Here is an 11,623-nt window from a genome sequence, read left to right as displayed (position 1 = left end):
ACCCACACGAGGAGATCCAAAAAATGACCACCACCACCGAAACCTCCCAATGGACGGCCGTGTGCGCCGAAGGCGACATCCTGCCCGACACCGGCGTCTGCGCGCTCGTCGACGGCGTGCATGTCGCGATCTTCCGCGTCGGCCGCGAGCAGGACTTCTACGCCATCGACAACGTCGACCCGAAGGCCGGCGCGAGCGTGCTTTCGCGCGGCCTCCTGGGCAGCATCGGCGAGCGCATCGTCGTTGCCTCGCCGCTCTACAAGAACCACTTCGACCTGCGCAGCGGTGAATGCCTCGAAGCGCCCGAGCACTCGGTGCGCGCCCACGAGGTGCGCGTGCAGGAGGGGCGCGTGCTGGTCGCGCTCGCCTGAACCGATTCTTCTTCAAGTCCTTCAAGGAATTCCCATGGCCTATCTCGCCCCCGCCGAATTCGTGACCAAGATGGTCGACGCCGGCGAATCCAAGCTGCTGATGTCCACGCGCGACACGCTGATCCGCGCCTACATGGCCGGTGCGATCCTGGCGCTGGCCGCGGCCTTCGCGGTGACCGTGACGGTGAACACCGGCAACGCGCTGGTCGGTGCGATGCTGTTCCCGGTCGGCTTCATCATGCTGTACCTGATGGGCTTCGACCTCCTGACCGGCGTCTTCACGCTGGTGCCGCTGGCGGTGCTCGACAAGCGGCCCGGCGCCACCTGGCGCGGGTGCTTTCGCAACTGGGGCCTGGTGTTCGTCGGCAACTTCGCCGGTGCGCTCACGGTCGCGGTGTTCATGGCGATCATCTTCACCTTCGGCTTCAGCCAGGCCCCCAATGCGGTCGGCGAGAAGATCGGCCACATCGGCGAAGGCCGCACGCTGGGCTATGCCGCATTCGGCGCCGCCGGCATGCTGACGCTGTTCATCCGCGGCGTGATGTGCAACTGGATGGTGTCGAGCGGCGTGGTCGCCGCGATGATGTCCACCACGGTGTCCGGCAAGGCCATCGGCATGTGGATGCCCGTGATGATCTTCTTCTACATGGGCTTCGAGCACTCCGTCGTCAACATGTTCCTGTTCCCCAGCGGCCTGCTGCTGGGCGGCAAGTTCACGCTGATGGACTACCTGATCTGGAACGAGATCCCGACGGTGCTCGGCAACCTGGTCGGCGGCCTGACCTTCGTCGGCGCGACCCTGTACGCGACGCACTACAAGACGGCGCCCAAGCGCGTCGTGAACTGAGCGCGGTTTGCCCAAGACGCTGCGCGTGACGCTCGGCCAGCACTCGCTGGCCGGAGGCGATGGGGTCAACCAGGACTTCCACGGCGCCATGCTGCCGCAGGGGACGCTCCGGTCCTCGAAGGGCATCGCGGTCGCGCTGGCGGACGGCATCGGCTCCAGCCGCGTGAGCCAGATCGCCAGCGCGGCAGCGGTGCGCGGCTTTCTCGACGACTACTACGCCACCTCCGATGCCTGGTCGGTGCGCCGCTCGGCACAGCGCGTGCTGAGCGCCACCAACTCCTGGCTGCACGCGCAGACGATGCGCAGCGATGCGCGCTTCGACAGGGACAGCGGCTATGTCTGCACCTTCAGCGCGCTGATCCTCAAGGGCCGCGACCTGCACCTGCTGCATGTGGGCGATGCACGCATCCACCGTCTGCATCCGAATGCGCTGGAGCAGCTCACCGAAGACCATCGCGTGCATGTGTCGTCGGTGGAGTCGTACCTTGGCCGCGCGCTGGGCGCCGCTCCCCATGTCGAGATCGACTACAGGTGCTGGCAGGCCGAAGCCGGCGAGGTCTACCTGCTGTCGACCGACGGCGCCTACGCCTGCATCGATGCGCCTGCCGTGCACCACGCGCTCGCGCAGTGCGGCGACGATCTCGACGAAGCCGCCCGCATGCTCGCGGCGCTGGCCCGCACGCAAGGCGGCGACGACGACAGCACGGTGCAGCTGCTGCGCATCGACGAGCTTCCCGAAGCCGAGGTGGCGCAGCTGCAGATGCAGCGCGAAGGCCTCGCGATCGCACCGCCGCTGGCGCAGCGCGCGCGCTTCGAGGGCTTCACGCTGGTGCGGGAGCTGCATGTGAGCTCGCGCAGCCATGTGCACCTGGCCACGGATGAAGCCACCGGGCAGCAGGTGGTGTTGAAGCTGCCGTCGGTCGACCTGCGCGAGGACCCGGACTACCTGGACCGCTTCGTCCTCGAGGAGTGGGTCGCGCGCCGCGTCGACAGCATCCACGTGCTGAAGGCCAGCACGATCGAGCGGCCGCGCAGCCACCTCTACGTGGCGATGGAGTACGTCGACGGACAGACGCTCGCGCAATGGATGATCGACCACCCGCGCCCCGCGCTCGACAGCGTGCGCGGCATCGTCGAGCAGCTCGCCAAGGGCCTGCAGGCGCTGCACGGCAAGGAGATGCTGCACCAGGACATCCGGCCCGAGAACGTGATGATCGACCGCAGCGGCACCGTGAAGATCATCGACCTCGCGACGACCCATGTGGCGGGCCTGGCCGACAACGCGCGCGAGAGCCGCGCGCTCGCGATCGAAGGGACTCTGCAGTACACCGCGCCCGAATATTTCTTCGGGCATGGCGGCAGCGCACGGTCGGACCTGTTCTCGCTCGCGGTCATCACCTACCGCATGCTCACCGCGCAGTTGCCGTACGGGCTCAACGTCTCACGCGTGCGCACGCGCGCCGACGCCCATCGGCTTCGCTACGTGCCGGTGCGGCATCTGCGCCCCGACCTTCCCGAATGGATCGATGCGGTGCTGCAGAAGGCGCTGCACCCCGACCCGGCCAAGCGGCAGCAGGTGGTGTCCGAGTTCATCTTCGACATGCGCACGCCGGGGCAGGAGTTTCTGCGTCCCCGGCTGTCTCCGTTGATCGAGCGCAACCCGGTGCGCTTCTGGCAATGCACGACCGTGCTTCTGGGCATCGCGTTCGTGGTGCTCGCGGGATTGCGGGTCGCCGGGCATTAGGATCTTCTGCCGCGCGGATCAGGAGAGCATCCGCTGCGGCGCGTGGCGCTCGAAGTACGCGGCCAGTCGCGCCAGTTCCTGCTCGAACGCCGACATGCCGGCGATCACCGCCGTCCATTGGCCGGCGCGGCTGGCGCGTTCGATGCCCTCGCATGCGGATGCGAAAGCGAGCGCACCGACCATCTTGCCGGCGCCCGCCATGCGGTGGGCGAACTGGGTCACCTGGGCCACGTCGTCGGCCCTCACCGCCTGCCTGAGCGCGGTCGAGTCGTCCTCGCAGGTCCGCCGGAAGGCCGCAATGACCTCGGCCACCATCGACGCATCGCCCGCGCATTTCGCACTCAAGAGCCCCTCGTCGATCGGGCTGGAGGAGGGCGAGTCGCCGCGCTTGGCGTCTACAGGCACAGCGGGCGCCTCGCCGGCACCTGCAAGCGGCAGCCATCGATCCAGCTTTTCGCTGAGTTGTGCCAGTTCCACCGGCTTGACGAGGAAGTCGTCCATGCCGGCGGCGAGGCAGGACTCGGCCTCGCCCTGCAGCGCATTCGCGGTGCAGGCGATGATCGGCACGCGGCCGCGATCCGCGCCGGGTTCCAGCCTGCGGATGCTGCGCGCGAGGTCGTAGCCGTCCATGTGCGGCATGTGGCAATCGGTGATGACGAGTCCGAAGCGGCCCGACTTCCACATCTCCAGGGCTTGTACGCCGTCGGCGGCGCACTGGGCGGCATAGCCGAGGGCCCGCACCTGGCGCATCAGCAGCATGCGGTTGACCGGGTGGTCATCCACCAGCAGCACCAGGGTTCCTTCCGTCTCCGCCTCGGCCGGGCTGGGCGCCGTGCGGCGTGTGGCGGTGTCGACCGCGTGCGCGCCCGTGGTCCCGTCGTCACCGCCGGGCGGCAACTCGGCAATGGGCAGTGACAGCTCCAGGGTGAGCGTCGTGCCTCGGCCCTGCTCGCTTTCCAGGCGGATCGAGCCGCCCATCAACTGCGCCAGTTGCCGCGAGATGACCAGCCCCAGCCCGGTGCCGCTCGGCCGCCGGCGCGCCGCTTCGCCGACCGCCTGGGTGAACGGCTGGAACAGCCGCTCCTGGTCCTCGGGCGAGATGCCGATGCCGGTGTCCTTGACTTCGAAGCGCAGGCGCTCCTGTCCGTCCGCACGCCCCAGCCATTGCACGTTGATGTCGATCCAGCCCTCGGAGGTGAACTTGATCGCGTTGCTGACGAAGTTGTTGAGGATCTGGCGCAGCCGCACCGGATCGACCCTGAGCGCCGGACTGATGCGCGCATCCACCATCCGCCGCACGATCAGTCCCTTGCTGCTGGCATTGCCGAGATAGATGCTGTGCACCTCCTCGATCAGGCGCTTGATCGAGACGACCTCGGGGCGCACCTCCAGCTTGCCGGCCTCGATCTTCGAGAAGTCGAGGATGTCGTCGATGACGCGCAGCAGCGACCGGCTCGATTCACGCACCAGCCCGAGCGTCTCGCGCTGCTCGGCGTCGAGTTCGGTCAGGCTCAGAAGCTCCAGCATGCCCAGCATGCCGTTCATGGGCGTCCGGATCTCGTGGCTCATGGTGGCCAGGAAGGTGCTCTTGGCGCGGTTGGCGGCCTCCACCTCGGCGCTTCGTTGCGCCAGTGCCGCGTTGAGCCGCTCGATCTCGCGCTCCTTCCGCTTCTTTTCCGTCACGTCCTCCGACAGGGTCAGCAGGTAGCGCGCCCGGCCGGACTCGTCGTGGATCGGGAGCTTCTTCGCATGGAGGACCCGCACGCTGCCGTCGTGTGCGTGCAGGGGCTCTTCGGGAATGTCCACTTCGCGGCCCAGCGCGATGGCTTCCTTGTCCTTGGCGGTGAAGAAGTCGGCCTCTTCCTTCGAGCTCACGAAGTCGTGGACCGTCTTGCCCAGCAGTTCCTCCTCCTTGCGGCCGGTCAATTCCTCGAGGCTGCGGTTGACGCGCACGACCTTCAGGTCGTCGGCGTTCTTGACGATGATGTGATAGGGGATGTGGTAGAGGACCGAGTTCAGGAACGCATTGGCGGTTTCGAGTTCGGCGGTGCGCTGGTGCACGCGCGCCTCCAGGTCGGCGTTCAGGGCGCGCAGCTCGTCTTCCGCTTGTCGCAGGGCCGTGCGCTGCTGTCGTTCGGCGCAGGCTCGCCGCATCGAGAAACCGAGCCGCTGCAAGCGATCCTTGAGCACGTAGTCGGTCGCGCCGGCCTTCATGCAGTCCAGCGCCTCTTGCTCGCTCAGGAGGTGTGCGGTGATCATGATCAGGGGCATCTCCGCGTGCTGCTGACGCACCTGTTGCAGCAGTTCGACACCGCCCGCTTCATCGTCGATCAGCACCAGGTCGAAGGCTTGCTGCTGCAGCGCGGAGGCGAAGTCCTTGCGCGTGCGGACCCAGACGATCTCGAAGCTCACGTCATCGGCCGCCAATCCGTTGCGGATGCGCTGCGCATCGGCCGGGTCGTCTTCGAGATGCAATACGCGAATGGCTGGGGTCATCCTGGCCCATCCTGTTCGCCGCGCAGCGAATCGACGACGTCCTTGAACTCTTCGCGATTGCGTTCGCTGAGCGAAGAGAGCGCCTCGTGCGCCTGCAGGATCCGCTTCTGCGTGGCGGCCTGATCGCTTCCTGCGCCCAAGGCGTGGAGTTCGGGCGCGGCGGGCAGGTCCTCGCGGATCGCGGCCAGCACCTGCTGCATGCTCAGTTCCTCGAAGAGGCCGCGCACGCCCGGACCCACGCCCGCGAGCGACACACCACTCCGGGCGACCAGTTCGTGCACCGTGCCGAGACAGGTGCTGTCCATGTACTCGCACCCGGACAGGTCCAGCACCAGGGGTCGGCCGCCGTCCAGCACGGTCAGCGCCGCTTCGTGGAAGGCATCGCAGTGCATCCAGGTGGCGCGGCCGCGCAGCGCCAGGTAGGCGGCATGGTCCGTCTCGCCGTAGAACACGACTTCGTCCTCGGGGCGCAGCGCGCCATGCGTGTGGATGGCAGTCGTCTCGGCGCCGTTGTCGAACCAGGAGGCGCCCGCGTGCGCATCGATGAGCAGCAGGGTCACGTCGTCCCGATCCGCGCCCGCCGGCGCTTCGCGGTGCAGATCCGCCATCACTTCCTGCGCACTCGCGAGCGGCCTGGCGAGCACCTGCCGCAGCAGCTCCAGTTCGCGCTCCGAGCCCGAGGGCAGGAGCCCGTCGGTGTAGAGGAGGATCCGGTCGCCCGCCAGGAGCTGCAGGCGCTCCTGGCCGAAATGCGCGTCCTGCGTCAGCCCGAGCGCGGGGCCCGTGCGGCGGACCAGGCGCGTCTCCCGGCCGTCGCGCGTGTGCAGCACGGGCGGATGGCCCGCCGATGCCAGCGTCAGGCTCGAGTCCGAGGTGTCCAGCAAACCGAAGACGGCGGTCAGGAAGAGTCCCGGCGCGGCGTGCGCCTCGCAGATCGAGCGATTGACCGCGGCCAGCACCTCGGCCGGCGGCAGCGCGAGGCCCGTCGCCGGGTCCACCAGCACCAGCCGCTGCTTGAACAGCACCGAGAGCATCGCCGAGGTCACCCCGTGCCCGGTGGCATCGGCCAGATAGAAGGCCAGATGCCGCTCGCCCAGGCGCACCACGTCGTAGAGGTCGCCGCCGACATGCTGGCCCGGCCGGTAGACCGCCTGGATGCAATAGCCCTCCATCGGCGGCGGGCTGCGAGGCAGCAGGGCGCGCTGGATCACCTCCGCCCGCTCGAGGTCGCGGCGCAGCACCTCGGAGGTTTCCTCCAGCTGGCGGACCTTGCGCTGCAGCGCGCGATGCAGCCGCTCGCGTTCGGCCAGCAGTTGCCGCCGCTCCAGCGCGTTGCGCACCGCGACACCCATCTCTTCCGAATGCGGCGACTTGGGCAGGAAGTCGAAGGCGCCCAGCCGGATCGCGGTCACTGCCGAGTCGAAGGTTTCGAGGCCCGAAAGCACGATCCACATGGCGTCAGGCACCGCCTCGCGCCCCCAGCGAAGCAACTCCAGTCCGTCCATGCGGGGCATCATGATGTCCGTCAGAACCAGCGCGACTTCGGGGTGCTCGCGCAGGATCTTCTGCGCCGCGATGCCGTCGGTTGCCTCGAGAACCGGCGTACAGCCGAGGTTCTCCAGCGCCCGCTTCACCATCAGGCGGGTCACTGGCTCGTCGTCGACGACCAGCGCGGCGGGAGGGGCGGCGTCGGGGTTCATTGTGTCCGCGAGCCACAAGGGGCTGTGCTTGGAGGAATTCTCCGAGTCGGCGGGGCCGATGGCAAGTCGCTGACGGAGGGACGAGCCGCCACGCAGCCTCCCTGAGGTATGGTCGGGCAGGAGCGCTGCTTCATGAAACAGGTGTAGACGTGAGACTCAAGGACGACGAAAAACTCCGCGCCATCGCAGAGGCCACGTTCACGCTCGTCGAGCAAACCGGCCTGAGCGGCCTGACCATGGCCGCCATCGCGCGCGAGGCGGGCCTCGCAACGGGCACGCTGTACGTCTACTTCAAGTCGAAGGAAGAGTTGATGGTCGCGCTCTACGAGCAGGCCAAGACGGCGACCACCGCCAGCCTCATGCAAGGCGACGACCCGAAGGCACCGTTTCGAAGCCGCTTTCGCCATATGTGGAAGAACTTGCTCGAGCATCGCCTGACGCACTATGCGCAGGCGGTTTTCGTGGAGCAGTACTACAACTCGCCCTGGTTCAGCGAAGAAAGCCGCCATCTGTCAGCCCGGCTCATCAAGGACTGGATCGATCTGTTCGAGACCGCCAAGGCGCAGCAGATCCTGAAGGATGTCCCCACCGTGTTGCTGATCAACAGCTTCGGTGGCTCGGTGCGCGAGACCGCCAATCTTCTGCGCTCCGGCGCGCTCGCTCATACCGACGCCAATCTGGCGATCGCTTTCGGGCTCTGCTGGGACGGCATCAAGGCCTGAGACGCTTCGCTTGACGGGACGCACGGACAGGTCTATCGTTTAACCGAATATTTGTTCATCTAAACGGACCCCTACGATGACGACCCTCAACATCAACGGCAAGGATCTGCAGGTCGATGCCGATCCGGCCACGCCCATTCTCTGGGCCCTGCGCGACACGCTCGGCATGACGGGCACCAAGTTCGGGTGCGGCGCTGCGCTGTGCGGCGCCTGCACCGTGCATCTCAACGGACAGGCGATCCGCTCCTGCGTGACGCCGATCTCGGCCGCTGCAGGACAGAAGATCACGACCATCGAAGCCGTCACCGATGGCAGCGACAAAGTCGGCAAGGCCGTTCGTGACGCCTGGGTCAAGCACGACGTGGCGCAGTGCGGCTACTGCCAGAGCGGCCAGATCATGTCGGCCACGGCCTTCCTGAAATCGGTCGCGCCCGGCAAGCTGCCCAGCGATGCCGACATCGACTCCGCCATGGCGGGCAACATCTGTCGATGCGGCACCTACGCGCGCATCCGCGCCGCTGTGGCCGACGCCGCCAAGGCACTGGCCTGAAAGGGAGACTGCACATGAATTTCGATCAGGCCACCTTCGAGCTGCCCGCCAACCTGCGCTCGCTGATCACGCGCGAGGACGAAACCGTTCAACCCCATGCCCTTCCACGCCGCAGCTTTCTCAAGCTCACGGCGGTGAGCGGCTTCGCGCTCGGCGTCTTCCCGCTGGCCGCAGCGGCGCAAACCGCCACCGCGCCGGACGCCAAGCCTGCAGGCCTCAAGCCACTGCAGCAGCCCACAGCCTTCGTGCGCATCGACCGTGACGGCACGACCACCGTCACCATCAACCGGCTCGATTTCGGGCAGGGCGTGCAAACCGGGCTGCCGATGATCCTCGCCGAAGAACTCGACGCCGACTGGTCCAAGGTCAAGAGCGTTCATGGCACCAACGATCCGGCGTATGTCGATCCGGCTTTCGGCATGCACATCACCGGCGGATCGAGCTCCATCAAGAATTCCTACACGCAGTACCGCGAGCTCGGTGCGCGCACCCGTGCCATGCTCGTCGGCGCGGCGGCGGCGCAATGGAAAGTGAACCCTTCTTCGCTCAAGACGCGCAACGGCGTCGTCATCGGTCCGGGCGGCAAGCAGCTCACCTACGGCGAACTGGCCGCGGCGGCGATGAAGCAACCGGTGCCCGAGGCGGTGACGCTCAAAGATCCGAAGGAGTTCCGCCTCATCGGCCACCCCACCGGCCGACTCGATGCAAAGGCCAAATCCAGCGGGCACCAGAGCTATGGCATCGACGTGCGCTTGCCGGGCATGCTGACCGCGGTGGTGGCCCATCCGCCGGTGTTCGCCGCCGGGCTCAAGGCGGTGGACGACAGCGCGGCCAAGTCCGTCAAGGGCGTGAAGGCTGTGCTGCGCATTCCGGTGGACCGCGGCGGCGAAGGCGTGGCCGTGGTCGCCGATGGCTACTGGAGCGCCAAGCAAGGCCGCGACGCGCTCAGGCTCGAATGGGACACCAGCAGCGTCGAGAAGGTCGATAGCGTCAAGCAACTCGCGCAATACCGCGAGCTCGCGACGAAACCCGGCCCACGCAAGTACGACGCCGATGTGTCGAAGCTCGCCGCCGCGCCGCACACCATCAGCGCGGAGTTCGTGTTTCCCTACCTTGCCCACGCGCCGATGGAGCCGCTGAACTGCACGGTCAGCCTCACGGGCGACAAGGCCGAAGTGTGGACGGGCACGCAGATGCCGGGCATCGACGGCATGGCGGCCGCGAAGACCCTGGGCGTGCCGCCTCAGAACGTCAAGGTGAACGTGCAGATGGCGGGCGGAGGCTTCGGCCGCCGCGGCCTCTTGACCAGCGACTTCGTGACCGAGGCTTGCGCCGTGGTCAAGGCCGCGCAGGCAGCGGGCATCGCTGCGCCGATCCGCACGCTGTGGAGCCGCGAGGACGACATGAAGGGCGGTTATTACCGGCCGGTCCACCTTCACACCGCGAAGATCGGTTTCGACGACGAGGGCAAGGTGCTCGGATGGGACCACGTGATCGTCGGCCAGTCGCTGCTCACGGGTTCGATGTTCGAGCCCATGATGGTCAAGGATGGCATCGACAGCACCGCGGTCGAAGGCATGAGGGAGCCCTACGAGGTTCCGATGCGTCTCACGGTGCATCACCCCAAGGTGAACGTGCCCGTGCTCTGGTGGCGCAGCGTGGGTTCGACCCACACCGCGTTCGTCATGGAAACGCTCATCGACGAAATCGCTCGAACCACCAAACAGGACCCGGTCGCCTATCGGATGAAGCTCATCGGCGACCAGCACCCGCGGCACAAGGCGGCGTTGGAACTGGCGGTTGAGAAATCCGGCTACGGCAAGAAGCAACTCGAAGCGGGCCGGGCCTGGGGCGTGGCGGTGCACGAGTCTTTCCAGTCGGTGGTCGCGTATGTCGTCGAAGCGTCGGTGAAAGACGGCACGCCCATCCTGCACAACGTGACGGCGGGCGTGCACTGCAACCTCGCGGTCAATCCACGAAGCGTGGAAGCGCAGGTTCAGGGCGGCGCCGTCATGGGCCTGTCGATGTGCCTGCCCGGAGCGGCCATCACGCTGAAGGACGGCATCGTGCAGCAAAGCAACTTCGGCGACTTCGTCGTGCCCCGCATGACCGACGCGCCGCAGGTCGCGGTGCACATCGTTCCCAGCGCTGACGCGCCCACCGGCATGGGAGAGCCTGGCGTGCCGCCGCTCGCGCCGGCGTTCGCGAACGCGGTCGCGGCCCTCACCGGCAAACGCGTGCGCGAACTGCCTTTCAAGCTGGCTTGACAGCTCACTTCCTGCAGTCCCCGCCGATCGATACCGAACCGTCCCTGCATTCGGTCAGGATGCCGTCGTTGCTGCGCGGGGGAGTGGGAGACGAGGCGGGCGAGGCAGAGGTGGCCTCCGCTTCGTAGACGATCTTCCTGCTGCCACGTTCGCAGGTGCCGACGACCTTGCCACTGACCGTGGCATCCGCCGGCACGGTGGTGAGCGTGAAGCGCATCACGCCCGCGCCGCGAATCTTGGCGTCGATCTGGGCCAGGAGGTCGTCGCAGTTGCTGGCGGCGCTCGCGGAACCGGTGAAGGCCAATGCGACGACAGAGAGCAGGGATGGCTTCAGCATCGGATGCTTGCCTCGAAGGGGTGCGCTGGCAGTGTAGCGCTACCCTTTCGCCACCTGGAACTTGTCAGTCGCGATCGCCCCAACCGCGGCGGCCCTCGTGTCGCTCATGTCCCCAGTCACGACGGTCCCAATCGCGGTGATCCCAACGGCGACCGCCGTCCCAGTCGGCACGATAGAACCCTCGCTCTGCGCGATACCCGGGCTCGTAGTAGGCGCGGCCCGGTACATAGGCCACGGGCGGCGCGGGGCGGTAATACACCGGCGCGGGTGGGTAGTACACGGGGGCCGGACGCGAATAGACCGGCGCCGGCTCGTAATAGACAGGAACTGCGGGCTCGGCCACTCCGATCGCCACGCCTGGCGCCGAGATGCCGACTGACCAGCTTGTTCCGGCGCTCGCCGAGACGGCGGCGGAAAGCGCCGCCGCGGCCACGAAGCCGAGAGCAGCCAATTTGACCAACGAAGAGCGATTTGAGCGCATGTTTGAAATCTCCTGTGCGAGGCAAATTGCGCCCCGTGCCAATCAAACGCCCTTGCCGGAAGCCGCGTGCACGGAGTGATTGCAAAGATCGCGTAAACACGAGCAACC

Annotated in this window: 10 protein-coding genes; 6 read left to right on the top strand and 4 right to left on the bottom strand. The window is 67.1% G+C overall.

Going from position 1 to position 11,623, the window contains the following annotated elements:
- Nucleotides 1–23: 23 nt before the first annotated feature.
- The 3 genes from nirD to VAR608DRAFT_RS03310 are packed head-to-tail and all read left to right on the top strand — an operon-like array spanning nt 24 to nt 2,962.
- Nucleotides 24–371: a nitrite reductase small subunit NirD gene (gene nirD, locus VAR608DRAFT_RS03320; RefSeq protein ID WP_088952773.1), complete on the top strand. Its 348-nt coding sequence runs from the start codon at nt 24–26 to the stop codon at nt 369–371.
- A gap of 34 nt (nt 372–405) precedes the next feature.
- The gene (locus VAR608DRAFT_RS03315) at nt 406–1,218 is read left to right on the top strand and encodes a formate/nitrite transporter family protein (protein WP_088952772.1); all 813 of its coding nucleotides are present in this window, start codon (nt 406–408) and stop codon (nt 1,216–1,218) included.
- A gap of 7 nt (nt 1,219–1,225) precedes the next feature.
- On the top strand, nt 1,226–2,962 hold the full coding sequence (locus VAR608DRAFT_RS03310; RefSeq protein WP_088952771.1) for a bifunctional protein-serine/threonine kinase/phosphatase: 1,737 nt from the start codon (nt 1,226–1,228) through the stop codon (nt 2,960–2,962).
- Between the two features lie 18 nt (nt 2,963–2,980).
- Here VAR608DRAFT_RS03310 and VAR608DRAFT_RS03305 read toward each other — a convergent pair whose 3' ends face one another.
- Nucleotides 2,981–5,458 (bottom strand): response regulator, encoded by a 2,478-nt coding sequence (locus VAR608DRAFT_RS03305; RefSeq protein WP_088952770.1) that lies wholly within the window; start codon nt 5,456–5,458, stop codon nt 2,981–2,983.
- Nucleotides 5,455–7,158, bottom strand: coding sequence for a SpoIIE family protein phosphatase (locus VAR608DRAFT_RS03300; protein ID WP_088952769.1), 1,704 nt, complete (start codon nt 7,156–7,158; stop codon nt 5,455–5,457). The genes VAR608DRAFT_RS03305 and VAR608DRAFT_RS03300 overlap by 4 nt, the downstream gene beginning before the upstream one ends.
- Nucleotides 7,159–7,307: 149 nt before the next feature.
- Between VAR608DRAFT_RS03300 and VAR608DRAFT_RS03295 the strand changes: the two genes are divergently transcribed.
- The 3 genes from VAR608DRAFT_RS03295 to VAR608DRAFT_RS03285 all read left to right on the top strand — a co-directional run bounded on the left by VAR608DRAFT_RS03295 (nt 7,308) and on the right by VAR608DRAFT_RS03285 (nt 10,697).
- Nucleotides 7,308–7,880, top strand: coding sequence for a TetR/AcrR family transcriptional regulator (locus VAR608DRAFT_RS03295; protein ID WP_088952768.1), 573 nt, complete (start codon nt 7,308–7,310; stop codon nt 7,878–7,880).
- Between the two features lie 76 nt (nt 7,881–7,956).
- On the top strand, nt 7,957–8,430 hold the full coding sequence (locus tag VAR608DRAFT_RS03290; protein ID WP_088952767.1) for a (2Fe-2S)-binding protein: 474 nt from the start codon (nt 7,957–7,959) through the stop codon (nt 8,428–8,430).
- 14 nt (nt 8,431–8,444) lie between these two features.
- Nucleotides 8,445–10,697, top strand: coding sequence for a xanthine dehydrogenase family protein molybdopterin-binding subunit (locus VAR608DRAFT_RS03285; protein ID WP_088952766.1), 2,253 nt, complete (start codon nt 8,445–8,447; stop codon nt 10,695–10,697).
- 4 nt (nt 10,698–10,701) lie between these two features.
- On the opposite strand, the gene VAR608DRAFT_RS03280 is transcribed toward VAR608DRAFT_RS03285, so the two are convergent.
- Nucleotides 10,702–11,034 (bottom strand): DUF1161 domain-containing protein, encoded by a 333-nt coding sequence (locus VAR608DRAFT_RS03280; RefSeq protein WP_231973182.1) that lies wholly within the window; start codon nt 11,032–11,034, stop codon nt 10,702–10,704.
- A 64-nt stretch (nt 11,035–11,098) separates the two neighbouring features.
- Complete coding sequence (locus VAR608DRAFT_RS03275) at nt 11,099–11,515, bottom strand: hypothetical protein (RefSeq protein ID WP_088952765.1); 417 nt, start codon at nt 11,513–11,515, stop codon at nt 11,099–11,101.
- Between the last annotated feature and the right edge of the window lie 108 nt (nt 11,516–11,623).

Origin of the sequence: Variovorax sp. HW608, assembly GCF_900090195.1 — a bacterium.
GTDB lineage: Bacteria > Pseudomonadota > Gammaproteobacteria > Burkholderiales > Burkholderiaceae_C > Variovorax.
This window is presented reverse-complemented; position numbering and strand designations above follow the sequence as displayed.

Excerpts from the sequence above, each read along its gene's own strand:
- nirD (WP_088952773.1), top strand. The coding sequence starts at position 24 with ATGACCACCACCACCGAAACCTCCCAATGGACGGCCGTGTGCGCCGAA.
- VAR608DRAFT_RS03315 (WP_088952772.1), top strand. The coding sequence starts at position 406 with ATGGCCTATCTCGCCCCCGCCGAATTCGTGACCAAGATGGTCGACGCC.
- VAR608DRAFT_RS03305 (WP_088952770.1), bottom strand. The coding sequence starts at position 5,458 with ATGACCCCAGCCATTCGCGTATTGCATCTCGAAGACGACCCGGCCGAT.
- VAR608DRAFT_RS03300 (WP_088952769.1), bottom strand. The coding sequence starts at position 7,158 with ATGAACCCCGACGCCGCCCCTCCCGCCGCGCTGGTCGTCGACGACGAG.
- VAR608DRAFT_RS03290 (WP_088952767.1), top strand. The coding sequence starts at position 7,957 with ATGACGACCCTCAACATCAACGGCAAGGATCTGCAGGTCGATGCCGAT.
- VAR608DRAFT_RS03285 (WP_088952766.1), top strand. The coding sequence starts at position 8,445 with ATGAATTTCGATCAGGCCACCTTCGAGCTGCCCGCCAACCTGCGCTCG.
- VAR608DRAFT_RS03280 (WP_231973182.1), bottom strand. The coding sequence starts at position 11,034 with ATGCTGAAGCCATCCCTGCTCTCTGTCGTCGCATTGGCCTTCACCGGT.
- VAR608DRAFT_RS03275 (WP_088952765.1), bottom strand. The coding sequence starts at position 11,515 with ATGCGCTCAAATCGCTCTTCGTTGGTCAAATTGGCTGCTCTCGGCTTC.